Source organism: Mesorhizobium humile (genome assembly GCF_033977215.1).
In the GTDB taxonomy this organism is placed as follows: domain Bacteria; phylum Pseudomonadota; class Alphaproteobacteria; order Rhizobiales; family Rhizobiaceae; genus Mesorhizobium; species Mesorhizobium humile.
This window is the reverse complement of sequence record NZ_JAVIIV010000027.1, coordinates 31,001-54,368: the sequence shown is the minus strand read 5'-3', so window position 1 is coordinate 54,368 and position 23,368 is coordinate 31,001. Positions and strand designations below refer to the sequence as shown.

26 protein-coding genes are annotated in these 23,368 nt (G+C 64.5%); 12 read left to right on the top strand and 14 right to left on the bottom strand.

The genetic code is table 11. The features are described from left to right. Positions 1–46: 46 nt before the first annotated feature. The 3 genes from RFM52_RS28825 to RFM52_RS28815 are packed head-to-tail and all read left to right on the top strand — an operon-like array spanning position 47 to position 1,930. Positions 47–703, top strand: a complete 657-nt coding sequence (locus tag RFM52_RS28825; RefSeq protein WP_320298116.1) for a septation protein A — start codon at positions 47–49, stop codon at positions 701–703. 34 nt (positions 704–737) lie between these two features. Beyond that, complete coding sequence (locus tag RFM52_RS28820) at positions 738–1,358, top strand: pyridoxamine 5'-phosphate oxidase family protein (protein ID WP_320298117.1); 621 nt, start codon at positions 738–740, stop codon at positions 1,356–1,358. Positions 1,359–1,396: 38 nt separating this feature from the next. After that, a complete protein-coding gene (locus RFM52_RS28815) occupies positions 1,397–1,930 on the top strand; it encodes an NADPH-dependent FMN reductase (protein ID WP_320298118.1) in 534 nt (177 codons plus the stop codon). Positions 1,931–1,970: 40 nt separating this feature from the next. Here the strand turns inward: RFM52_RS28815 and RFM52_RS28810 are convergent, their stop codons facing one another. Further along, complete coding sequence (locus RFM52_RS28810; protein WP_320298119.1) at positions 1,971–2,177, bottom strand: tautomerase family protein; 207 nt, start codon at positions 2,175–2,177, stop codon at positions 1,971–1,973. Between the two features lie 159 nt (positions 2,178–2,336). Then, a complete protein-coding gene (locus RFM52_RS28805) occupies positions 2,337–3,257 on the bottom strand; it encodes an SMP-30/gluconolactonase/LRE family protein (protein ID WP_320298120.1) in 921 nt (306 codons plus the stop codon). A 295-nt stretch (positions 3,258–3,552) separates the two neighbouring features. On the opposite strand from RFM52_RS28805, the gene RFM52_RS28800 reads away from it, so the two are divergent. Continuing rightward, positions 3,553–3,717 (top strand): hypothetical protein, encoded by a 165-nt coding sequence (locus tag RFM52_RS28800; RefSeq protein WP_320298121.1) that lies wholly within the window; start codon positions 3,553–3,555, stop codon positions 3,715–3,717. A gap of 235 nt (positions 3,718–3,952) precedes the next feature. On the opposite strand, the gene RFM52_RS28795 is transcribed toward RFM52_RS28800, so the two are convergent. The 4 genes from RFM52_RS28795 to ccmA form a co-directional block, all read right to left on the bottom strand. Continuing rightward, the gene (locus RFM52_RS28795; RefSeq protein WP_320298122.1) at positions 3,953–4,531 is read right to left on the bottom strand and encodes a DsbE family thiol:disulfide interchange protein; all 579 of its coding nucleotides are present in this window, start codon (positions 4,529–4,531) and stop codon (positions 3,953–3,955) included. Next, positions 4,528–4,701, bottom strand: a complete 174-nt coding sequence (ccmD, locus tag RFM52_RS28790) for a heme exporter protein CcmD (protein ID WP_320298123.1) — start codon at positions 4,699–4,701, stop codon at positions 4,528–4,530. Before ccmD ends, RFM52_RS28795 begins: the two co-directional genes overlap by 4 nt. Positions 4,702–4,921: 220 nt before the next feature. Further along, positions 4,922–5,587: a heme exporter protein CcmB gene (gene ccmB / locus RFM52_RS28785; protein WP_320298124.1), complete on the bottom strand. Its 666-nt coding sequence runs from the start codon at positions 5,585–5,587 to the stop codon at positions 4,922–4,924. A 196-nt stretch (positions 5,588–5,783) separates the two neighbouring features. After that, a complete protein-coding gene (gene ccmA / locus RFM52_RS28780) occupies positions 5,784–6,392 on the bottom strand; it encodes a heme ABC exporter ATP-binding protein CcmA (RefSeq protein WP_320298125.1) in 609 nt (202 codons plus the stop codon). 285 nt (positions 6,393–6,677) lie between these two features. Here ccmA and acnA point away from each other — a divergent pair, with 285 nt between their 5' ends. Continuing rightward, positions 6,678–9,368 carry an aconitate hydratase AcnA gene (acnA, locus tag RFM52_RS28775; RefSeq protein ID WP_320298126.1) on the top strand — a complete coding sequence of 897 codons (2,691 nt, stop codon included), beginning with the start codon at positions 6,678–6,680 and terminating at the stop codon, positions 9,366–9,368. Between the two features lie 89 nt (positions 9,369–9,457). On the opposite strand, the gene RFM52_RS28770 is transcribed toward acnA, so the two are convergent. Next, on the bottom strand, positions 9,458–10,132 hold the full coding sequence (locus RFM52_RS28770; protein ID WP_320298127.1) for a ceramidase domain-containing protein: 675 nt from the start codon (positions 10,130–10,132) through the stop codon (positions 9,458–9,460). A 185-nt stretch (positions 10,133–10,317) separates the two neighbouring features. On the opposite strand from RFM52_RS28770, the gene RFM52_RS28765 reads away from it, so the two are divergent. Both RFM52_RS28765 and RFM52_RS28760 read left to right on the top strand, forming a co-directional pair. Then, positions 10,318–11,106 (top strand): DUF1223 domain-containing protein, encoded by a 789-nt coding sequence (locus tag RFM52_RS28765; RefSeq protein ID WP_320298128.1) that lies wholly within the window; start codon positions 10,318–10,320, stop codon positions 11,104–11,106. A 561-nt stretch (positions 11,107–11,667) separates the two neighbouring features. Then, entirely contained in the window at positions 11,668–12,054 is a 387-nt protein-coding gene (locus RFM52_RS28760) for a DUF2794 domain-containing protein (protein WP_320298129.1), read from the top strand. Positions 12,055–12,156: 102 nt separating this feature from the next. Here the strand turns inward: RFM52_RS28760 and RFM52_RS28755 are convergent, their stop codons facing one another. The 4 genes from RFM52_RS28755 to RFM52_RS28740 all read right to left on the bottom strand — a co-directional run bounded on the left by RFM52_RS28755 (position 12,157) and on the right by RFM52_RS28740 (position 17,064). Continuing rightward, the gene (locus tag RFM52_RS28755) at positions 12,157–12,729 is read right to left on the bottom strand and encodes a GNAT family N-acetyltransferase (protein ID WP_320298130.1); all 573 of its coding nucleotides are present in this window, start codon (positions 12,727–12,729) and stop codon (positions 12,157–12,159) included. 116 nt (positions 12,730–12,845) lie between these two features. Continuing rightward, positions 12,846–13,586 carry a Bax inhibitor-1/YccA family protein gene (locus tag RFM52_RS28750; RefSeq protein WP_320298131.1) on the bottom strand — a complete coding sequence of 247 codons (741 nt, stop codon included), beginning with the start codon at positions 13,584–13,586 and terminating at the stop codon, positions 12,846–12,848. Positions 13,587–13,825: 239 nt separating this feature from the next. Further along, positions 13,826–16,366 (bottom strand): ABC transporter permease, encoded by a 2,541-nt coding sequence (locus tag RFM52_RS28745; RefSeq protein WP_320298132.1) that lies wholly within the window; start codon positions 16,364–16,366, stop codon positions 13,826–13,828. Next, complete coding sequence (locus RFM52_RS28740; RefSeq protein ID WP_320298133.1) at positions 16,366–17,064, bottom strand: ABC transporter ATP-binding protein; 699 nt, start codon at positions 17,062–17,064, stop codon at positions 16,366–16,368. Before RFM52_RS28740 ends, RFM52_RS28745 begins: the two co-directional genes overlap by 1 nt. An 82-nt stretch (positions 17,065–17,146) precedes the next feature. On the opposite strand from RFM52_RS28740, the gene RFM52_RS28735 reads away from it, so the two are divergent. Further along, the gene (locus RFM52_RS28735) at positions 17,147–17,791 is read left to right on the top strand and encodes an arylesterase (RefSeq protein ID WP_320298134.1); all 645 of its coding nucleotides are present in this window, start codon (positions 17,147–17,149) and stop codon (positions 17,789–17,791) included. Positions 17,792–17,925: 134 nt separating this feature from the next. Then, positions 17,926–18,519, top strand: a complete 594-nt coding sequence (gene thpR, locus RFM52_RS28730) for an RNA 2',3'-cyclic phosphodiesterase (RefSeq protein WP_320298135.1) — start codon at positions 17,926–17,928, stop codon at positions 18,517–18,519. On the opposite strand, the gene RFM52_RS28725 is transcribed toward thpR, so the two are convergent. Beyond that, positions 18,426–18,941, bottom strand: coding sequence for a low molecular weight protein-tyrosine-phosphatase (locus RFM52_RS28725; RefSeq protein ID WP_320298136.1), 516 nt, complete (start codon positions 18,939–18,941; stop codon positions 18,426–18,428). The two genes, thpR and RFM52_RS28725, sit on opposite strands and share 94 nt — an antisense overlap. Before the next feature lie 110 nt (positions 18,942–19,051). Here RFM52_RS28725 and RFM52_RS28720 point away from each other — a divergent pair, with 110 nt between their 5' ends. From RFM52_RS28720 to RFM52_RS28710, 3 genes are all read left to right on the top strand, one after another. After that, positions 19,052–19,345, top strand: a complete 294-nt coding sequence (locus tag RFM52_RS28720) for a 4a-hydroxytetrahydrobiopterin dehydratase (protein WP_320298137.1) — start codon at positions 19,052–19,054, stop codon at positions 19,343–19,345. Positions 19,346–19,868: 523 nt separating this feature from the next. Continuing rightward, positions 19,869–20,231, top strand: a complete 363-nt coding sequence (locus RFM52_RS28715) for a YkvA family protein (protein ID WP_320298138.1) — start codon at positions 19,869–19,871, stop codon at positions 20,229–20,231. Positions 20,232–20,589: 358 nt separating this feature from the next. Next, positions 20,590–21,096: an invasion associated locus B family protein gene (locus RFM52_RS28710; protein WP_127229107.1), complete on the top strand. Its 507-nt coding sequence runs from the start codon at positions 20,590–20,592 to the stop codon at positions 21,094–21,096. Between the two features lie 69 nt (positions 21,097–21,165). Here the strand turns inward: RFM52_RS28710 and RFM52_RS28705 are convergent, their stop codons facing one another. Beyond that, positions 21,166–22,515 carry a chloride channel protein gene (locus RFM52_RS28705; RefSeq protein ID WP_320298139.1) on the bottom strand — a complete coding sequence of 450 codons (1,350 nt, stop codon included), beginning with the start codon at positions 22,513–22,515 and terminating at the stop codon, positions 21,166–21,168. A gap of 176 nt (positions 22,516–22,691) precedes the next feature. Further along, positions 22,692–22,991 (bottom strand): hypothetical protein, encoded by a 300-nt coding sequence (locus RFM52_RS28700; RefSeq protein WP_320298140.1) that lies wholly within the window; start codon positions 22,989–22,991, stop codon positions 22,692–22,694. Positions 22,992–23,368 lie beyond the last annotated feature (377 nt).

Sequence of the window (23,368 nt, the reverse complement as noted above, 5' to 3'; positions counted from 1 at the left end):
AAGGGCCGCCTGCTTTTTGGCCAGATCATGCGCAAGAAGGACTTTTATGAACATCATCGAACGCGACCCGTCCGATCCACGCCGCAAGCCGATGAATCCCGGCTTGAAGTTCCTGCTCGAGCTTGGCCCTGGCCTGGTGTTCTTCTTCACCACCATCCGCGGCGAGTGGCTGGCCGAGAAATTCCCGGTGCTCACCCATCTCGGCGAGCCGATCCTGATCGCCACCGCCTTCTTCATGGTCGCGACCGCGCTTTCGCTGAGCGCTTCCTGGCTGCTGACGCGCAGCCTGCCGCTGATGCCGCTGGTCTCGGCGATCGTCGTCTTCGTCTTCGGCGCGTTGGCGCTTTACCTGCAGGACAAGACCTTTGCCTTCATGAAGCCGACCATCATCAACTCGCTGTTCGGCGTCACGCTTCTCGGCGGACTGCTGTTCGGCCGCTCGCTGCTCGGCTACGTCTTCGATTCCGCGTTCCAGCTCGATGCCGAAGGCTGGCGCAAGCTGACCTTCCGCTGGGGCCTGTTCTTCCTGTTCCTGGCCGTGCTCAACGAAGTCATGTGGCGCAACTTCTCGGAAGCGACCTGGCTATATTTCAAGGTCTGGGGCACGATCCCGATCACCTTGCTGTTCACCTTCAGCCAGATGCCGCTGATCATGCGCCACTCGCTGGAGGAAAAGCCCAAGGAAGAGAAGGCCGGCAACTAAGGGCAAAGATTTAGACGAGATTTTGGGGGACGGCATGGAATTCCTCGCCACGCATGACGAGCTGAGGACGATCTACAAGACGCCCCGGCCGACCGACGGCTCGATTCGCAAGGAACTCAAAGCCCTCGACGGCCATTGCCGCTCCTTCATCGGCAAGAGCCCCTTCGTGCTGATCGGCTCCTCCGACGGCGCCGGCAACGCCGACGTGACGCCCAAGGGCGACAAGCCCGGCTTCACCGCCATCCTCGACAACTCCACCATTGCCATCCCCGACCGCCCCGGCAACAACCGGCTGGACACGCTGGAAAACATCATCCGCCACCCATCGGTCGGGCTGCTCTTCCTTATTCCCGGTATGAACGAGACGCTGCGCGTCAATGGCGATGCCCGCATCACCGTCGACCCCACCTTGCGCGAACGCCTGGCTGTCGACGGCAAGGAGCCGCTGAGCGTGATCGTGGTGACGGTCAAGGCCGCCTATATGCACTGCGCCAAGGCCTTCATGCGCTCGGATCTGTGGAAGCCGGAGACCTGGTACGACCGCGCGACCCTGCCGACGCTCGGCCAGATCATCCGCGACCAGCTGGCGCTGAGCGAAAGCGCCGGCGAAATCGACCGCGAGCTGGACGACGATTACCGGCAGACCATGTGGTAGGCTTGCCGGGCGACTCACCCTTCGTCCGGCTCTCTCCCTTGATCGAGATCATCGCCATATCGGGCAGCCTGCGCGCCGCCTCGACCAACGCGGCCCTGCTTGCCGCTTTGGCCGCCAACGCCCCCGCGGACTGCCGCATCCAGGTCTATGACGGCCTCGGCCGGTTGCCGATCTTCAATCCCGACGACGAAGGCGAGCGCACGCCGGCGGAAGCGGCGCGCCTAATCGAGGCGGTGACCCGCGCCGACGGCGTCATCATCTCTTGCCCGGAATATGCGCATGGCGTGCCCGGCGGCATGAAGAACGCGCTGGATTGGCTGGTCTCCCGCGACGCCGCGGTGGGCAAGCCGGCGATGCTGGTCCATGCCTCGCCCCGCTCGCTCTATGCGCGGGCGGCGTTGGCCGAGATCATGCGGACGATGTCGTTCGCGCTGTATGAGGAGACGGCGCTGGAGATCGCGCTGCTGGGCAAGAAGCCGACGGAGATGGGAGCGATCCTGGCGGAGGATGCGAACCGCCAGGCGATGCGTGAGGCGGTGCGGGGTTTTGCGGAGTTTATTCGCGGACAATGAGCGGCCCTTCCCTTCTCCCCTTGTGGGAGAAGGGAAAGAGCTACCCCTTCCTTAGCGTCTCGACGTCGGTCTTGCCGACATACCAGTCGCGCGCGTTGACCTCCTCGAACACCACCCAGACATCGTTATTGGTAAGCCCCGTGGCCTCCATGATGGCCGAGGTCACTTTCTTGGCGATGTCAGCCTTCTTGCCGGCCGGATCGGCGGCGATCACTTCCTTGACGATGCGGATGTTGACGAATGGCATGATGTCCTCCCCTTGAGTTCTGCCGGTCGGCCTCAGGCGACGGTTTCGCAATTCGCTCCGGCAAAGCGGATAGCGGCGGTTGCGGGAACCGCAGCGCGGCGGGCGCTGCGGGGATGCGCAGAAAGGCTAGCAAGGGCCAGAAAAGCGCCTGCAGCAGCTTCAAAATGTTTTCGCCCCGTTCACCATGAGCCGCACCATGTAGAGCGAGGTGGTGCCGGCGATGTAGAGGCAGTTGAGCTTGTTGCCGCCGAAGACGCAGTTGGCGGTCACTTCCGGCACCTTGACCTTGCCGATCAGCGTGCCGTCGGGGTCGTAGCAATGGATGCCGTCGGCAGCACTTGTCCAGATGCGTCCGTCGGAATCGAGCCGGAAACCATCGAACAGGCCGGCGGTGCAGTCGGCGAACACCTTGCCGCCGGAAACCTTCTTGCCGTGCTTGCCGATAGTGAAGACGCGCATATGCGCCGGGTTCTTCTCGCCATGCGTGCGGCCGGTGTCTACGACATAGAGCAGGCTTTCGTCGAGCGAGAAGGCGAGACCGTTCGGCCGCACCATATCGGTGATGACGGCCTCGACATCGCCTGTCTCCGGATCGACGCGATAGACGTTGCAGGCGCCGATCTCGCTTTCGGCCTTGTCGCCCTCATAGTCGGTGTCGATGCCGTAGCTCGGATCGGTGAACCAGATCGAACCGTCGGAGCGTACGACCACATCGTTGGGCGAGTTCAGCCGCTTGCCCTTCCACTTCTCTGCGATGGTGGTGATAGAGCCGTCGAATTCGGTGCGGCTGACGCGGCGGCCGGAATGCTCGCAGGTCACCAGCCGGCCCTGCCGGTCGACCGTGTTGCCGTTGGAGTTGCCGGACGGCTGCCGGAACACGCTGACGCTTCCGTCGGTCTCGTCATAGCGCAGCATCCGATTGTTCGGGATGTCCGACCAGACGACATAGCGGCCGGCGGCGAACCAGGCCGGCCCTTCCGCCCAGCGGCAGCCGGTGAACAGCTTTTCCACCTGCGCGCTGCCGTTGAAAAGGCGCGCGAAGCGCGGATCGAGAACTTCGTAATAGTCTGCGGCCGCCATGCATTCTCCTCCCGGCATTCACGTGACGGGCAAATCAAGCCAGCCCGAAGGCGATCTGGCAAGACGGCAGGCCAGGATTTGTATGACAAAACGGATGAGAACTGCGTGAAGCGGGCCGGTCATGAGATGCCGCGCCGGACGCATAGCCTGTTAGCCCGCGATTAACCGGCTATGCGCTGGTTGCAATGGTGCATTGCAACATCTTTCTTTTGCAACGCACCATTCCTATGTCATCATTGCAATCGTCAGGGAGGAAACACCGGCCGCGTGTACGCGGCATAGAAGGAACCCTGTCATGTTCGACAATTTTGTCTCCCGCGCCCGCGCCAGCATGGCCAAGCGCCGCCACTACAACCGCCTCGTCGCCGAAATCGAAAACCTGTCCAGCCGCGATCTCGCCGATCTGCGCGCAGATCGTTCCGAGATGCTCTACCAGGTCCACAAGCAGATCTACGGTTGAGCGGCAGGCCGATCGCCCGGCCACTTCGTCATTCTCGGGCTTGACCCGAGAATCCATTCCGTGACTTTCGAGCGTCGCAGCGATGCGGAACGCGCGCTGCACAAGCGCCAATTCTAGACCGCCGTGCTCCACGATCAGCGTCACGGAATGGATTCTAGGGTCTGCGCCGCGTCGCTTCGCTCCTTGCTTCGCCCTAGAATGACGACGCAAGGATTCGTCTTGACCTGGGGGCGCCTCAACCCGGCGCCGCCAGCGCTTTCTCGATCTGCGGCAGCAGCAGGTCCCGCGCCGATTCCGGCGTCAGCGGCCCGACATGCTTGTAGGCGATCTTGCCGTCCTTGCCGATGACGAAGGTCTCCGGCACGCCATAGACGCCCCAGTCGATCGCCGCGCGCCCGGCCGGATCGACGCCGATCGCCTGATAGGGATTGCCGAGATCGCCAAGGAAGCGGCGGGCGTTTTCCGGCTGGTCCTTGTAGTTCAGCGCGGCAAGCGTGAAGCGCTTGTCCTGCGACAGGCCGAGCAGCACCGGATGCTCTTCCCGGCACGGCGCGCACCAGGACGCGAACACGTTGACCAGCGTCACCTTGCCGGCAAAGTCTTTTGACTCAAGCCCCGGCAGGCTCATCCCTTCGAGCGGCGGCAGGCTGGTCTGCGGCGCCGGCAGCCCGATCAGCGCCGAGGGGATTTCCGAGGTGTCGCGGCCCGAAAGCAACTGCGACAGGAACAGCCCCGCCAGTCCCAGGAACACCAGCAGCGGCAAAAGCACGAACAAGCGGCGGCGCGGCGCCGAAGCTTCGGTCTCGCTGTTCACGGTTTTGCCGCCCCGGATTTGTCGGAGCGCCGCCGCACACCGGCCGCCTCCAGCGCCGCGAGCTCACGTTTGCGCCCCCGCTGGTCGAGCAGAATCCAGCCGATCAGCCCGGCGAGCACGACGGCCGTGATGGCATAGGCGGCGGTGACGAACAGGGCGTGAGCGCTCATGTCGGCCGCACCCCACTATCCGTCATGCCAATCGTTGCGATCATGTCTTCCCCTGGAGCGTTTCACCGTCTCCACTGAGACAGCGATCCGCCGTATTTCCTTGTCTTTGCGCAATTGCGCGCGGGAAATCGCCCGCACTTTCATGGAATTGCTCTACCCCCAGCGCGCCCGCCCCGCAATTTGTCGCGGTGCCGCAGTGAAAAACAACGTCTTCGTCGTCTCAATCCGTCCCGTGCCGCAACGCCAATGCCGCCGCCAAGGGGCCAATCACCGCAAGAAACAGCGTCAGCGCGGCGAGAATGAGGAAGGGCTGCAGGAACGGCGCCGGATCGGCGACGGCGCCATAGCTTGCCGAAACACCGAAGATCAGCACCGGGATGGTCAAGGGCAGCACCAGCACCGAAATCAGCAATCCGCCGCGCGGCAGCGCCACCGCCACGGCAGCCCCCGCGGCGCCGATGAAAGTGATGGCCGGCGTGCCGATGAGAAGGGTGAGCGCCGTGGCGCCGATGCCCAGCGGCTCCATGTTCATGAACAGGCCGAGCAAGGGAGCCGCGACCACCAGCGGCAGCACGCTGCCCGCCCAGTGCGCCAGGCATTTCGTCAGCACCGTCAGCGCCAGCATATGACGGTCGCCGTTCAACACCAGCAGGTCGAGCGAGCCGTCCTCGCGGTCGGCCTGGAAGAGGCGATCGAGCCCGAGCAGGCAGGCGAGTAGCGCGGCGATCCACAGGATCGCCGGGCCGATGCGCGCCAGGAGATTGAGATCGGGGCCGACGCCGAACGGGATGGTGACGATGACCGCAAGGAAGAAGATGACGCCGATCAGCGCCCCGCCGCCGGCGCGGATGGAGAGGCGAATGTCGCGCAGGAAGAGAGCTAGCATGATGTGAGATGCCTGCGCCCAGGCCCCCCTCTCTGGCCTGCCGGCCATCTCCCCCTCAAGGGGGGAGATTGGATGTCACTTCGGCCTTCGCCAATCTCCAGCGTGGCAAGGCTAGCGAGGCGCCCGAACCGCCAATCTCCCCCCCTGAGGGGGAGATGCCCGGCAGGGCAGAGGGGGGGGCCGTAGAGCGCCGACATCAAAGAACCTCCCCCATCCCCAGCACCTTCGCCCCTTCCAACCCCAACGGCAGATGCGTGGCTGCGACCAGAATCCCACCTTCGCCGAGATGCCCCCGCATCAGCCCCGCGAACCGCTCCTCCGAGGCCTTGTCCAGCCCCGCCGTCGGCTCGTCGAGCAGCCAGACCGGCCGCCGGCTGACCAGAAGCTTGGCGATCGAAGCCCGTCGTCTCTGCCCGGTCGACAGATAGCCGAAGGGCAGATGGCCGAGCCCGCCGAGCGCCACCGTCTCCAGCGCCTCCTCGACCCCCAGTCCGGGCTCGCCCTGAAACGCGCGCCAGAAGCCGAGATTCTCCTCGACGCTGAGCGCCGTCTTCATCGCGTTGAGATGGCCAAGGTAATGCGAGGCCGAGGCGACGGTCGGGAAAGCCTCGCCGCCACCTTCGACAAGCACTTTGCCCGCGGCGGCCGGCAGCAGGCCGGCGACTACCCTCAGCAGCGTCGATTTGCCCGACCCGTTCGGACCGGTGACGATAAGCGCCTCGCCCTTGTCGAGCGCGAAGCCGATGTTGGAAAAAACCGTCTCGCCGCCGCGCTCGCCGCCCAGATTTTCGGCGATCAGCCGCATTCTTTGCCCGTCCCGAAAGCACCGTTTCGCGGCCGCCGCCGCATCGCACAAATTTGCCTTTCGACTGTCTAGAACTATTCAAGGAAATTCTCTATATGCGGTTCATCCGTGCCAGCGGTCGGCGCGGGAACAGAATTTGCGCCGAACCAGCGCACGCGCCGCCTTGAACGGCTCGGGTTGCTTGGGAGCGGACAGCGGAAATGGCCGTACCCGCACCTTTGCGCGTGATTGCATGCCATCGGCGTCCGTTCCCTTTCAGGCTGAACAGACAAGGACGGATCGCACGTGTCAAAATCCCTCGACAGCTTCAATTGCCGCCGCACCCTGACCGTGGGTGGCGCGGACTATGTTTACTTCAACCTCGTCGAGGCCGAGAAGAACGGCCTCACCGGCATCGCCCAGCTGCCTTATTCGATGAAGGTGCTGCTGGAGAACCTGCTGCGTAACGAGGACGGCCGCTCGGTCACCAAGGAATCGATCCAGGCCGTGGCCGCCTGGCTGACCGACAAGGGCACCGCCGGCGTCGAGATCGCCTATCGCCCGGCTCGCGTCTTGATGCAGGATTTCACTGGCGTTCCGGCGGTGGTCGACCTGGCGGCGATGCGCGACGGCATCAAGGCGCTCGGCGGCGACCCGGAGAAGATCAACCCGCTGGTGCCGGTCGACCTCGTCATCGACCACTCCGTCATCGTCGACGAGTTCGGCACGCCGATGGCCTTCGCCCGCAATGTCGAGCTCGAATATGAGCGCAACGAGGAACGCTACAAGTTCCTGAAATGGGGCCAGCAGGCCTTCCGCAACTTCCGCGTCGTGCCGCCCGGCACCGGCATCTGCCACCAGGTCAACCTCGAATATCTCGGCCAGGTGGTGTGGACCAATAGCGAGGACGGCGAGACCACCGCTTATCCGGACACCTGCGTCGGCACCGATTCGCACACCACCATGATCAACGGTCTCGGCGTGCTCGGCTGGGGCGTCGGCGGCATCGAGGCCGAGGCCGCGATGCTCGGCCAGCCGGTCTCCATGCTTTTGCCCGAAGTCATCGGCTTCCGCCTCACCGGCAAGCTCAAGGAAGGCGTCACCGCCACCGACCTCGTGCTCACGGTCACCCAGATGCTGCGCAAGAAGGGCGTCGTCGGCAAGTTCGTCGAGTTCTTCGGCCCCGGCCTCTCCAACATGACGTTGGCCGACCGCGCCACCATCGGCAACATGGCGCCGGAATATGGCGCAACCTGCGGCTTCTTCCCGGTCGACTCGGAAACCATCCGCTACCTGACCATGTCCGGCCGCGAGGAGAACCGCATCGCGCTGGTCGAGGCCTATTCGAAGGCGCAAGGTATGTGGCGCGACACGGGCTCCGCCGATCCGGTCTTCACCGACCTGCTCGAGCTCGACCTCGGCGACGTCGTGCCGTCCATGGCCGGCCCGAAGCGCCCCGAGGGCCGCGTTCCTCTGGAAGGCATCCCCGCCGGCTTCGCCAAGGCGATGGAGACCGAATACAAGAAGGCCGCCGAGATCTCGAAACGCTACGCTGTCGAAGGCACCGACCACGATCTCGGCCATGGCGACGTCGTCATCGCCGCCATCACGTCGTGCACCAACACCTCGAACCCGAGCGTGCTGATCGGCGCAGGGCTGCTCGCCCGCAACGCCAACCGCCTTGGCCTGAAGCAGAAGCCGTGGGTGAAAACCTCGCTCGCCCCCGGCAGCCAGGTGGTGGCCGAATATCTCGAGAAGTCCGGCCTGCAGAAGGAGCTCGACCAGATCGGCTTCAACCTGGTCGGCTTCGGCTGCACCACCTGCATCGGCAATTCCGGCCCGCTGCCGGCGCCGATCTCGAAGACCATCAACGACAAGGGCCTGATCGCCGCCGCGGTCTTGTCCGGCAACCGCAACTTCGAAGGCCGCGTCTCTCCGGACGTGCAGGCGAACTACCTCGCCTCGCCGCCGCTGGTGGTGGCGCATGCTTTGGCCGGCACCGTCACCAGGGACCTGACGACCGAACCGCTTGGCGAAGGCAGCGACGGCAAGCCGGTCTATCTCAAGGACATCTGGCCGACCTCGGCCGAGATCCAGGAGTTCATCGAGAAGAACGTCACCCGCGAGCTGTTCGCCCGCAAATATGCCGACGTCTTCAAGGGCGACGCCTACTGGCAGAAGGTCAAGGCGCCGGAAGGCCAGACCTATGCCTGGGACGACCACTCGACCTATGTGCAGAACCCGCCCTATTTCGCCGGCATGGGCCGCTCCTTCGGCAAGGTCGGCGACATCAAGGGCGCGCGCGTTTTGGGTCTCTTCGGCGACAAGATCACCACCGACCACATCTCGCCGGCGGGTTCGATCAAGGCTGCATCGCCTGCCGGCAAGTATCTCACCGAGCATGGCGTCGGCGTCGCCGACTTCAACCAGTATGGCACGCGGCGCGGCAATCACGAGGTGATGATGCGCGGCACCTTCGCCAACATCCGCATCCGCAACCACATGCTGGGCGAGAACGGTCGCGAGGGCGGCTACACGATCCACTATCCCTCGAAGGAGGAGATGTCGATCTACGACGCCGCGATGGAATACAAGCGGGAAGGCGTGCCGCTGGTGATCTTCGCCGGCGTCGAATACGGCAACGGCTCGTCGCGCGACTGGGCGGCCAAGGGCACCAACCTGCTGGGTGTGCGCGCGGTCATCGCCCAGTCCTTCGAGCGCATCCATCGCTCCAACCTGGTCGGCATGGGCGTCATCCCGTTCGTCTTCGAGGACGGCACCTCATGGGCCTCGCTCAACCTGAAGGGCGACGAGCTGGTCGAGATCGACGGCCTGGACGCCATCAAGCCGCGCCAGAAGATGGTGGCCAAGGTCACCTATGGCGACGGCGCGGTGAAGAACGTGCCGATCGTCTGCCGCATCGATACGCTGGATGAGCTCGACTACTTCAAGAACGGCGGCATCCTGCAATACGTGCTGCGCGATTTGGCTGCTTAGCAGCAGTAAGGGAGTAGGGGAGTAAGGGAATAGGGCAGTAGGGAAAAGTCACCCTGCCGCAGTCTTCTTCCCCCTACTCCCTTACTCCCTTACTCCCCTACTCCCTTAGCTTTCCCGAACCGCGCCGCCGCCGCCAGCAGCACGGCCAGCATCAGCCCGTTGAAGATGTGCCAGAGGAAGTGCGTGCCAAGCGGGAAGCTGGGGCAGACCAGCGGATCGATCATGCGGCAGATCACCGAGACGACGAAGATCGCCGATCCGGTCAGATTGTACCAGCCGGCCCGGTTGCCGGTGGCCGCCACCCACGCCCCGAAGAAGGCGAGCGCCAGGAAGGGCGGCAGGTAGCCCGTGGTGCCGTTCGAGGCCTGGCGCAGCCAGTCCGGCACGGCATAGGCGATCAGGCCAGCCACGACATAGAAGGCGACGAAGACGGGGATCGCCTTGCCCCATTCCATGCCGAGGAAACGCCTCAGGTTGAACAGCGTGTAGGCGAGCGTGAAGCCGGCGATCGGCAGGATGTCGGCCCAGATCGTGCCTTTGCTGGCGAAGGTGTGGAACAAGGTCGAGCCGATGCCGATCGCCACCACCCACCAGGCCAGCACTTCGGCGAAGGTGCCGGCCTTGTGTCGCCGCACCTGCTGGGCACCCCATAGTCCCGCGGCAATGAAAGCCAGGTTGGTCAAAGCATTAGCCGGCTCGGCCCAAAGTCCAGGACCCGTCCGTTCGCAATAGAGATCGACGGGGGTCAGGAGAGTTTGCCACATGGTGAGGGTTGCTGCTCCCGAATCGAACCGCGCCTTGAAATGCAATGGCCTCTCCTATTGCGGCCTTACCTGCGGTTGCAACAGCAAAATTTCACTGCAACGTGACTTCCCGTTGACTGGCGCTTCTGCCACATATTTTAGCAATCAGAACAAGGCCGGCGTCACCGGCGGGAATTGGAAAAGTCATGGCATTTCAAGGACGATTGCGGCTTGCGGCAGTAGCGCTGGCCCTTACGGCGTTGGGCGGCGTGGCCCTGGCAGCCGAGCCCGAGAAGGCCGCGACAGGCAAGCCTCAAGCCGACAAGCCCTTGGGCGTGGTCGAATTATTCACCAGCCAGGGCTGCAGTTCCTGTCCGCCGGCCGACGAGTTCTTCGCTGAGCTCGCCGGCAAGGACGACATCGTCGCGCTCGCCTACCACGTCAATTACTGGGACTATCTCGGTTGGCAGGACACGCTGAGCACCAAGGAGAACACCGAGCGCCAGTATGACTATATGCGCGCCTTCGGCAACCGCTCGGTCTACACGCCGCAAGCCGTCATCAATGGCCGCAGCCACGTCAACGGCGCCAGCCGCAAGGATGTCGACGGCGCCCTGGCGCGCATGGACAGGACCGGCGAGGGCATGCGTGTCGCCGTCAAGGTGAGCCGCACCAGCGATCGTGTCATGATCGACGCGGGCGATGCCGGCAACGGCCCGGCCGACGCGCATGTGGTGATCGTCTATTTCAATCCGCCGCAGATGGTGAAGATCGGCCAGGGCGAGAACAGCGGCCGCAGCCTGACCTACTGGAACGCCGTTTCCGACATCCAGACCGCCGGCATGTGGCACGGCAAGGCGCAGCGCTACGAATTGCCGATGACCGAGATCGCCAAGAAGGGCGGCTGCGCGGTGCTGCTGCAGTCGGTCGGCAAGGACGGCATGCCCGGGCCGATCCTCGGCGCCGCCTTCATCCGCAAGCCGGATCGGCTTTAGCGCCTTCTTCCTTCTCCCCCTGTGGGAGAAGGTGTCGCCGAAGGCGACGGATGAGGGGTGTTCCAGTGAACACCCACGTCTCACTCCGCTGGAACACCCCTCATCCGTCTCGGCGCTACGCGCCGATCCACCTTCTCCCGCAGGGGGAGAAGGGAAAATCCACGCAATAAAAAACCGGCGTCAGCTTGCTTCTGACGCCGGTCATTCAGGTTTTGGGATCGTCGCACCTGATTTTTCCAAGGAAAAACCGAGGTTGGTTCGATCCGACGCTGACCCGTGGGCGGGGGGCTTGGGGTTTACGAGCCGGTGCCGGACCGAACCGTCTCAGGCAACGCCGGTAAATTCGTCGGACATTGGGGCATGAGCGCGGATTATTTGTGGCGAGATTGTGGCGAAGCATCACCAATTCCAACATGTGTTTCGCAAACGTGACTGGACGTTTGGGAAACCGCGTGACCGCGCGCGTGCTTGCCCGGCCCTTGCAATTCGACCGCGCCCTTGCAATTCCATCGTGAAAGCGCGAACCTTGGCCGGCGCATGATTCAATCGAAGGATCGAGGCATGACCGATCACAGCAGCGGGACGGAGGATGGGGAAGCATCCGGAATATTGATCCCGTTGCACGAGGCGCGCAACGCACGCCTCGACCAGCCGGTGCGGTTTGACCGGCGCGAGCTCGACCAGATCCTGAGGCTTTACGGACGCATGGTGGCGGCCAATGAATGGCGCGACTACGCGATCGACCACCTCACTGATCGCGCTGTCTTTTCCGTCTTCCGCCGGGCCAGCGAAGTGCCGCTGTTCCAGATCGTCAAGGACCCCAGGCTGGCGCGCCGCCAAGGCGCTTTCGCCGTCATCGCCGCCGGTGGCCGCATCCTGAAGCGCGGCCAGGAACTCGGCCGCGTGCTCGGGGTTTTCGATGCGAAGCTGAAGGTTGTCGAAGCGTAGTCCGGAAAGAGGAATTGAAGAACTGAAGAATTGAGGAACTGGAGAAAAAGGAAGGAGGCGATCCAGTCGGCTCTGAATGCTTTTCTTCAGTTCCCCAATTCCTCAGTTCCATTCCCCGCGAAACTTCCGTTCGGGCAGCGAATTGCGGTCCGGCGGCAGCGACGCGCCGCCATTCAGCGAAAGCTGCATGAACACCGTGTCCAGCCAGCGCCCGTGCTTGTAGCCCGACCCTTCCAGGCGACCGGAATGGCGGAAGCCGAGCTTTTCGTGCAGCCGCACCGAAGCGCTGTCCGCGTGGCCGTCGCCGATCACCGCGATGATCTGGCGGAAGCCCGCCGCGCGCGCCGTCTCGATCAAGGCCTGCATCAGCAGCGAGCCCACGCCTTGCCCCTTCGCCTCGGGCGCGACATAGACCGAATCCTCGATGACGAATCGGTAGGCGGGGCGCGGCCGGAACGGCCCGGCATAGGCATAGCCGAGCACGGCGCCGTCCTTCTCCGCCACCAGATAGGGGAAGCCGCCCGATGCCAGGCTGTCGAACCGGTTGCCCATTTCGGCACGGCTGGGCGGCTCCAGCTCGTAGCTCGCCGTGCCATGCGCGACCGCATCGGCATAGATTTCCGTGATTCGGTCGAGGTCGGCCGGGTCGGCGGCCCTGATCGCAATAGTGCTCATAATTTGTGCAGCTCTTTTTCCTGCCTCGATAACAGCAAAGGACTGCGCAAAAAGAAAGGCGGCCGTTGGGCCGCCCTTCGCAAAGTCTATGGTCCACTGAGACCGGGCAGCTGCCCTTAGCGGCGGTCGCCCATGAACTGCAGCAGGAACATGAACAGGTTGATGAAGTCGAGATAGAGGCGCAGCGCGCCCATGATCGCCTTGCGGCCGGCCACGTCGGCGACGTCGCCCTCGAAATACATCTCCTTGATCTTCTGCGTGTCATAGGCGGTGAGGCCGGCGAACACCAGCACGCCGATCGCCGAGATCGCGAAGCCAAGCGCCGACGACTGCAGGAAGATGTTGATCAGCATCGCGATCAGCAGGCCGATCACGCCCATGATCAGGAACGAGCCGAACGCCGACAGGTCGCGCCTGGTGGTGTAGCCGTAGAGCGACAGGCCGCCGAAGGCCGCGGCCGTGGCGAAGAAGGTCTGGGTGATGCTCGTGCCGGTGTAGACGAGGAAGACCGTCGACAGCGACAGGCCGACAAGGCCGGCATAGACCCAGAACGTGGTCTGCGCCGCCCCTACGCTCATCGACTGGATGCGGAACGACAGGAACATCACGGCGGCGAGCGGCGCCAGGATCACGACCCAGCGGAACGCGCTTGCATAGATGAGCTGGCCGAAAGCGGTCAGCTGGCCATCGCCGGTGACGGCGAGGTGGAAGGCGCCCCAGGCGGCAAGGCCGGTAATGAGCAGGCCAAGCCCCATGAGGTTGTAGACTTTGATCATATAGGCGCGCAGGCCCTGATCGATATCGACGCGCGCGCCGGGGGCGGCGGACGTCTGGTAGTTGCGAATGGGATCAGCCATTGGAAATCCTCTGTTGCTTCTGCCCCGTCCGGTGACAGGCCCTCTCGGAGAGACCCCAGGGGCCAGGCGCCGCTGGCGGAGCTCCAGCATGCCTAGCGCGAAATATGATGGTTCTTGACGTCAAGAACAAGACGGTAACGGGGCGTAACGCTTTGTGAGAAGGCAAAAGGCCTCTTTTCGGGCGCTCCAGCCGGCATTCTTACAAAGATTTAACCGGGCGGGGCGCCGGAAGCCCGCCGTCAGAGGTTGCGCAGCACCGGCGCCGCCTTGTGGCCGAGCACCCGCCAGGTGCCGGCGAGGCCGATGCCGACGGTGACCGTCAGCGAGACCAGGATCGTCGCCACCGCGACCTCCGGCATGAAATGCGACGGCAGCGTCATGATATGCGCGACCACGAACCAGGCGGCGATGCCGCCGGCGGCAAGCGCGAACAGCGCGGTCGCAAGCCCGATCAGCACATATTCCAGCGAGAAGGCGGCGATCAGCGTCCTGCGCGTCGCGCCGAGCGTCTTCAGCACCACCGCGTCGTGGATGCGCGCCCGGTTGCCGGCGGCCAAGGCGCCGGAGAGCACCAGCACCGAGGCGATCAGCGCCACGCCCGCGGCGGCGCGGATCGCTGTGCCCAATTGCGCGACCAGCCGGTTGACGATGTCGAGCGCGTCCTTGACGCGCACCGTCGTCACCGCCGGAAACGCGCGGGTGACGGCGTTAAGCAGCCTTGCGTCGTCGGCCGCGGTGGCCTGTTTGTCGGTCAGTGTCGCCAGCCAGCCATGCGGCGCCCCGGCAAAGGTGTTGGGCGAGAAATCCATGACGAAGTTGATGCCCATCGTCTCCCATTGCACCTGACGGAAATTGGCAATCTTCGCCGTCACGTTGCGGCCGAGCACATTGACGGTCACGGTGTCGCCGAGCTTCAGCCCGATCGCCTTGCCCTCCTCGGCCGAGAACGAGACAAGCGGCTCGCCGGAATAATCCTGCGGCCACCAGGCGCCTTCGGTCAGCGTCGCATTTTCCGGCTGTTTCGCGTCATAGGTCAGGCCGCGGTCGCCGCGCAGCACCCAGGCGCCGTCGGCCGGGATCTTCACCTTGTCGACGTCGACGCCATTGAGCGCCATGATACGCCCGCGCAGCATCGGCACCTTGACCAGCGTTCCTCGAGGCGCCTCCTTGCCGACGAGACCGGCGAAGGCATCGACGTCGCTGCTCTGGATGTCGACGAAGAAGAAGTTCGGCGCCCGCTCCGGCAGGCTGCCGGAGATTTGTCGCCTGAGATTCCCGTCGATCAGCGCAAGCGTCACCAGAAGCGTCAGCCCAAGTCCGAGCGACAGCACCACCGAAGGCGTCAGCGCGCCGGGACGGTGGATGTTGCCGAGCGCCAGCCGCAGCGACACGAAACGCACGCGCGGGCTCTTTTTCGCCGCCCACTGCACCAGCACCGCCACCAGCCGCAGCACCAGGAAGGCAAAGACGGTGGCGCCGACGAAGATCGAGGCGATGCGGGTGTCGTTGGCCGAAAGGATCGCCAGCGCCGCCAGCGCGACGACGATTGCAAGTGCTGCGCCCGTATAGGGCAGGCGCGGCAGGCCTCGGCTCTCGAATCCCATTTCGCGGAACAGCGCGGTTGCCGGCACGTCGCGAGCGCGGCCGAGCGGCAAGAGCGCGAAGGCCAGCGTCACCAGGAGGCCGAAGAGCGCGGCCATGGCAAGCGGGCCGGGATAGAGGCCGCCTTGCGCCGGCACCGGGATCACCGACTGCAGGAGCGCGCTCGCCACGAAGGGCATCGCCGCGCCCAGGATCAGCCCGAGCACGATCCCAAGGCCCGAGATCAACAGGATCTGCACGAGATAGACGGTGAAGACGAAGCCGCCCGAGGCGCCGAGGCTCTTGAAGGTGGCGATGACGCCGCGCTTGCCGTCGAGATAAGCGCGCACGGCGTTCGCCACGCCGACGCCGCCGACCACCAGCGCCGTCAGCCCGACCAGGGTCAGGAACTGCGAGAAGCGCTCGATGTTGGCGGAGAGCGCGGGGGCCGCATTGCCGCGCGTGCGGATCGACCAACCAGCCTGCGGGAAATCCTTCGCGGCTTCGGCCTGGATGTCCTTGATCCGCGCCTCGGACGTGCCGTCGGGCAGCCTCACCTTATAGGCGTTCTCGACCAGGCTGCCCGGCTGCACCAGGCCGGATGCCCCCAGGCCCTCGCGCGAGATCATCAGCCGCGGCGCGAAGCCAAAACCGTCCGACACCGCATCCGGCTCGCTGACCAGCCTGGCCCGCAGCTCGAAAATGGCGCTGCCGAGCTTCAGCCTGTCGCCGATATGAAGGTTGAGCCGGTCGAACAACAGGTCGGGCGCGGCGGCGCCGAACACGCCGGACCTTTCGCCGAACAATTGCTCTCTCGGCAGCGCCGGATCGGTTTCCAGCGCGCCGTAGAGCGGATAGGCGTCGTCGACGGCCTTTGCCTCGACCAGCGCCTGGTCGGAGCCGTCCTCCAGCCGCGCCATCGAGCGCGTGCCGGAAGTCTGCGAGACGGTGCCGAGACTCCTGATGAAACCGAGCTCGGCGTCCGAAGCGCTGCGCTGGTTGATCTGGAAGCGCAGATCGCCGCCAAGCAGCGTCTGGCCCTGATCGGCGACGCCGGTGGAAATCGCCTGCGCCACCGAATTGACGCCGCCGATCGCCGCGACGCCGAGCGCAATGCAGGCGAGGAAGATCATGAAGCCCGACAGGCCGCCGCGCATCTCGCGCAAAGAGAAGCGGATGGCGAGCTTCAATGTCCGCATCAGGCCGGCACCTTCACTGGCTTCAGCGTATCCTCGATCCGCCCTGAACGCATCGAGACCTGGCGCGCGCAACGCGCGGCAAGCACTGGATCATGCGTGACCAGCACCAGCGTCATGCCGCGCTCCGCCGCCTTGGCGAACAGAAGGTCGGCGATCTGCTTTCCCGTGGCCTGGTCGAGATTGCCGGTCGGCTCGTCGGCGATGAGGATGCGCGGCGTCGGCGCCAGCGCCCGGGCGATCGCCACGCGCTGCTGCTCGCCGCCGGAGAGCTCGCCCGGATAGTGCGTCACACGGTCGCTCAGGCCGACGGCGGCGAGCTCGCGCGCCGCAACGCCGAACGGGTCAGCATGGCCGGCAAGCTCGAGCGGCACCGCGACGTTCTCAAGCGCCGTCATGTTGGGAATGAGATGGAAGGACTGGAAGACGATGCCAATGTTTCGCCCACGAAACGATGCGACCTCATCCTCGCTTTTGTCGTTGATGAGCTCGCCGGCAATTCGTACCGTTCCCGAATCGACCCTTTCCAGGCCGGCAAGTACCATGAGCAAAGTGGACTTGCCGGAGCCCGACGGTCCGACGATGCCGGTGGCTTCGCCGACCGCCACATCGAGGCTCACGCCCTTCAGCACATGGACCAAGGACGCGCCCTCGCCGAGCGTCAGCGATACGTCCCTCAGCGCGATGACGGCTTCTGTCACAATGAAAGCGCCCTATATGTGGAAAAAGGAGACGGCCCGTGTCTCCTTCCTTGGATTGTTCCGGTCATATGGGGCTCGCCGCATGGCTTTCAAACACCGTTTTGCCGCAGCCCTCATCCTTTTCCTCGGTCTTTGCGGCGCCATCTCGGCGGCGCGCGCCGCTACCTTCACCATCGTCGGCTTCGGCGACAGCCTGATGGCGGGCTACAGCCTCGGCCCGGGCCAGGGTTTTACCGATAGGCTGCAGGCTGCCTTGAAGGCAAAAGGCCTCGACGTCACCGTGGCCAATGCCGGCGTGTCGGGCGACACTTCGAGCGGCGGGCTGGCGCGGCTCGACTGGTCGGTGCCGGACGGCACAAGGCTGGTGATCCTCGAGCTCGGCGCCAACGACATGCTGCGCGGCGTTTCGCCCGAGATCGCCGCGAAGAACCTCGACGCCATGCTCGGCAAACTGAAGCAACGCAAGATTCCCGCGCTTCTGGCTGGCATGCGCGCCGCGCCCAATCTCGGCGCCGACTATCAGAGGGCCTTCGACGCCATCTATCCGCGGCTCGCCGAAAAATACGGCGTTCCGCTCTATCCGTTCTTCCTCGACGGCGTCGCCGGTCACCCGGATCTGCAGCTGGAGGACGGCCTGCACCCCAATCCCAAGGGGGTCGACGCCATGGTCGAGCGCATCCTTCCCGTGGTCGAGAAGGCGATCGCCGACAATGGTGGGCCGTCATAAAGGGGGGAGCGTCGTGAGGCCGGAATGCCACGCTTTCCGCTGGGGAAACATTGTGGACAACAAACCGCTTGCCCCGCGCTTATATCGATGATTCGCTAGGGGCGAGAGTTCGATTCGAGGACAGGAGGCTTCACATGCCACGTCTTTTCACCGCCCTCGAAATTCCGCGTGATGCTGCTCTCTCCTTATCCCTGCTCCGGGGCGGGCTGCCCGGAGCGCGCTGGATCGACGTCGAAAACTATCATCTGACGCTGCGTTTCATCGGCGATGTCGAGGGGCATGTCGCCGACGAGATCGCCAACGCCCTCGATCGGGTCGATCGTCCCTCTTTCCAGATGGCGCTCTCCGGCGTCGGCGCCTTTGGCGGCAAGAAGCCGCATGCGGTGTGGGCCGGCGTGTCGGCCACGCCCGATCTGACGGCGCTACAGGGCGAGATCGACCGCATCTGCCAGCGGCTCGGGCTTCCCGCTGATCCACGCAAATTCACGCCGCATGTGACGCTGGCGCGGCTGCGCAATGCGAGCCCGCTCGACGTCGCGCAATATCTGTCGGCGCGGGGCAATTTTTCGACGCTGCCATTCCGCGTCGGCCGCTTCGTGTTGATGTCGTCGCGCGATTCGGTCGGCGGCGGGCCTTACATCGTCGAGGAAGCCTGGCCGCTGGTCGGCGAAGCGCTGGCCTCGAGCCGCTTCGCCAGCGCCTCCGATGCTTCGCGGATCATGCGGTAGACCGAAGCGAAGGCCTCCGCGCCGTCGTAGTAGGGATCCGGCACATCGCGTGCCTTCCCCGTCGCAAAGTCCAGATAGAGATGGATGCGGTCGCTCACGGCCGGCGGCGCCAGCGCCTTGAGGTCGCGCACATTCGCCTTGTCCATGCCGAGGATCAGGTCGAAACGCGAAAAATCCTCCGGCAGCACCTTGCGCGCCCTCTGCCCGGAAATGTCGACGCCGTGCTTCGCGGCCACCGCGATCGAGCGCCGGTCCGGTTCTTCGCCGGCATGCCAGCCGCCGGTCCCGGCCGAATCGAGCGCGATATCGTGACCCATTCCGCTATCGGTAAGGACAGCGCCAAGCACACCCTCGGCCAAGGGTGACCGGCAGATGTTGCCGAGGCAGACGAACAGAATGGATTTTATGGGCTTTGCGCTCATCGATGCGGCGGTTGTTTTTATGCCTGTCGTCATCCCAAAACCGCTGCGCACTTTTGGGCGACATGCACTATGGTGCGGGTCATTTTTCCCGAATAGCACAGGAAACCGACATGACCAGAGAGAAACTCAGCAAGGACGCGATCGCCACGGCTCTGGCCGAGCTCGGCGGCTGGTCTCTCGCCGCCGACGGCGCGTCCATCAAGCGCAGCTTCGTCTTCAAGAATTTCTCCGAGGCCTTCGCCTTCATGACGCGCGTGGCGCTGGCCGCCGAAAAGATGGATCATCACCCGGACTGGTCGAATGTCTACAAGACCGTCGACGTGACGCTGAACACGCATGACGCGGGCGGCGTTACGGCGCTGGATATCGAGCTTGCGAAGAAGATGAACCGGTATTTCGGGTAGCACAGCCTCGCCTTTAAGGGCGGTCGTTTGAGTTCGTCATTCCAGGGCGGAGCAAGGAGCGAAGCGCGCAGACCCTGGAATCCATGCCGTGACCTACGGGCGTCGCGTCGGCGCAGCCGTTGCGAACGTTCGCGGTTGGCCGAAGCTTGCGAACTTCGTCATCCACGGGCGGAGCGACGCGAAGCGGCGCGCAGACCCGAGGATCCATTCCGTGACCTTGGCCGAGGAATGCAGCGGAGCAGAATTCTGCGCGGTTGCAGCTCTCGAAAGTAATGGCATGGATTCTATGGTCTGCGCGCGTCGCTTCGCTCCTTGCTCCGCCATAGAATGACGATGGGAAGCACATTCCGGCCAATCTCCGACGTAAGCGGTTGCCAACTCAGCTTCCCCGCTGCCAGCATCGCCGTTTCCGATTTTCCAGGCGATTGACCGCCTAAACCCTTGCAGCCGCCCACCGCTTTCACCACATTTTCCCGCGGCGGGCCGGCGCGCAATGATGCGCGCGACTGCCAGGAGCGAATTGATGGTGCAACAACCCGGTTTCGATTTCTTCGGCTTCGGCGACAAGCTTGCCGGCGAGGGCGAGGTCCGCGAGAAGTTTTGGCGCACCGCCAAGAAGGCGGCGCGGCAGATTCCGTTCATGGACGAGGTTGTCGCCGCTTATTATTGCGCGATGGACAAGGACACGCCGCTGCGCGCCAAGGCCACCCTGTTTGGCGCGCTCGGCTATTTCGTCCTGCCGTTCGATTTCATCCCCGATTTCGTCGTCGGCCTCGGCTACACCGACGACCTTGCCGTGCTGACCGCCGCGATCGCCGCCGTCAGCGCGCATATCACGCCTGCCCACAGGCAGGCCGCCAGGGACGCGCTGGCCGACAAGATGTGACAGCGGTTCGTTTCAGGCCCGCAAATCAGCGCGTGCGAAAAGACAAACTCTTGCCGTTTTCGTGGCCTCCAACTCCGCGCCGGGACGTCGCGGCCGCCTCAATCGACAGGGGCGGCGCGACTGCATGTCGCCCAAAAAGTGCGTAGCGGTTTTGGGATGACGACATGCACAAGAAAAGAAAACCAAAGCACGTCGCTCGAACCCTTCGGCGTGATGTGCTTTGGGCGGGCGGTTTCCTGGGGTGAGTTCCTTTTCTTGAGGACAATTCACCGTTTGGTAACCCTGATTAAATCAAAATGAAGCGACGGCAGGACGCCATGCGGCCCGCCTCCGCACCATTTGGAATACGGGAAGAACGATGCGCGGATTGATTGCTACAGTTTCCAGCCTGGTCCTGGTGGCCGCCTTCGCCGCGCCGGCGCTGGCGCAGCAGGCGACGAAGATCGGCCAGCACAATGCGTGGGGCACCTACAGCTATCAGTCGAAGGCCGGCAAGGTCTGCTATGTGCTGACCGTGCCCACCGACAAGCAGCCCCCGTCGCTCGATCATGGCGACATGTTCTTCTTCGTCAGCCAGCGTCCGGGGCAGCAGGTCTCCTACGAGCCGCAGTTCATCGCCGGCTACAACTTCCAGGAAGGCTCGAAGGCCACCGTCACCATCGACAAGAAGTCCTTCTCGATGTTCACCCGCGGCAAGTCGGCCTGGGTCGAGAACGCCGCCGAAGAGCCGGTGCTGATCGCCGCCATGAAGACCGGCACCGACATGAAGGTGCAGGCCAAGTCCGGCCGCGGCAACCCCACGTCCTACGTCTTCTCGCTGAAGGGCATCTCGGCCGCGCTGTCCTCCATCGCCAAGTGTAAATAAGCCAAACGGCATCTGAGTCCTGCGCAAGGCCGGGCATCAAGTCCGGCCTTTTGTTTTGGACGGCGCGTTTCAGCCCCGCGCGGGCTCCGTCTCCGCGCGCCGCCGCCGGATCGCCTCGGCGATGAAGACGCGCGACAGCGCGTGGTAGAGCGGCTCGTTTGAGACGAGCCTCGCCGTACCGTAGCCCAGCACCGCCGCGCACATCAGCGCGATCACATTGTCGTGGTTGCCGGTCATTTCGAGGATGATGACGAAGGCGGTCATCGGCGCCTGCACCACGCCGGCGAAATAGCCGGCCATGCCAAGCAGCGCCGCGGTTCCCGTGGCCGCGCCGAAGATCAGGCCGAGCGTGCTGCCCAGCCCCGCGCCCACCGCCAGCGACGGCGCGAAGATGCCGCCCGGAATGCCCGACACCATCGACAACAGGCCGGCGGCGAATTTCTCGACGAAGAACAAGGCCGGCAGCGGCGCGCCTTCGATCGCGCCGCGCGCCTGGGTGTAGCCGGTGCCGAAGGTCAAACCGCCCGAAGCGATGCCGATCGCGGCCACGGCCAGCCCGCAGACAGCCGCCACGACCAGCGTGCGCGGCAGCGGCTGCAGCGCGTTCCAGCGCCGGATGCGGCGCATGATTTTCAGCGCCGAGAGCGAGAACAGCGCCCCGACACCACCGCCTATGATGCCGCAGGCCAGCACCAGCGGCCAGTCGGCGGCGAAGGCGACCGTGTCCCTGGCGACGCCGAAATAGGTATAGTTGCCGAGCAGCCCGAGCGAGGCGAGGCCGGCCAGGATCACTGCCGTCAGCACCAGCCCGTTGGTGCGCGCCTCATAGGCACGGCCCATTTCCTCGATGGCGAAGACGATGCCGGCAAGCGGCGTGTTGAAGGCGGCGGCGATGCCGGCGGCGGAGCCCGCCAGGATCAGCCCGCGCGCCTGCGCCATGCCGCCCCAGCGCGCCGCCTGCAGCATCAGCGAAGCGCCGACCTGCACCGTCGGGCCTTCGCGGCCGATCGAGGCGCCGCAGGCGAGGCCGACGATGGTGAGCGCGATCTTGCCCACCACCAGCCTGAGCGACAGGATGTGGCTGCGGTCGTCCTCGTCGCGCAGATGCCGCGCCGCGATCGCCTGCGGAATGCCGCTGCCTTGCGATCCCGGGAAGAAGGAATGCGCAAGCCAGGCGCAAAGGACGAAACCGAGCGGCGTCACGACCAGGGGCAGATAGAAGCGCCAGCCGCCGTCATTGCCCGTCACGGCGTGAAATAGGGCCTGCGCGCGGTCGGCGAGCAGTGCGAACAAAACGCTGATCAGGCCGATCGAGATGGCGCCGGCCCAGAAGACGAGGCGCGGCTGCCAGACGCGCCGCGATACCCACATGGCGTGTGAACGCCGCAGCATGCGGTATTTTCGCGATATGCCGGCCATGACCGTCCCTTGATGGTCATCCGCCCTAGCACACTGGCCGGGGCGATCAACCCGCGAGGCGGGCCGGCACTATGCCGGCAGCGTCGAGGATCGGTGCTCAAGGGAATGTTGCCTGCCGGCGAATAGCCCGCCGGCATACCAGCCGGCGGGGAGGTCGGCATGCAGGATCGGCGAGGTCACATCGCCATTTTTTCACATTCGGCCTGGGCCTTCTTGGTCGAGGTGTCGATCATGTAGGCTTTGCCCTTGGCGTCGGTGATCATCATCATGCAGTGCTTGATCGGCTTGGCCATCTTCATCATGTCGGCGCTCATCTTGGCGTCCGGCATCATGGTGCCCATGTGGCCGTCCGGCATGATCGCGGTGACCTGCCCGCCCTTCATCATGGTCATGGCGCCCATCGTGTCCTCGGCAAGGGCCTGCGAGGCGGAAAGACCGACGAGGCCGGCGATAAGAACGAACTTGATCGAGTGCATCGGAACAACTCCCATTGTTGAGGGGCATGGTCGCCCCTTTCAGGTTCGCGGATGCGTTTCGATTGGTTACGCCAACACGAATATGTGATCGATTTTCGGCAGACGATGACGGTAGCCGATCGCGTTCCGCCCCTGGCACAGGCGCACGGGGCTCAAGATTTGTTGACCTCAGTGCCAGCCGAAATCGCTATCGCTTCGCATCGATCGGGACATAAAGCAGTCCGGTGCGGGTGGGGGGCCAAGCCGGCTGGGCCGCGCGACATCGACGGCGGACGGATACTGATGAGTAAGGGCCGGCGCTATCTTCCCCTTCCCCTTGTGGGAGAAGGTGGATCGGCGCGCAGCGCCGAGACGGATGAGGGGTGTTCCAGGGAACA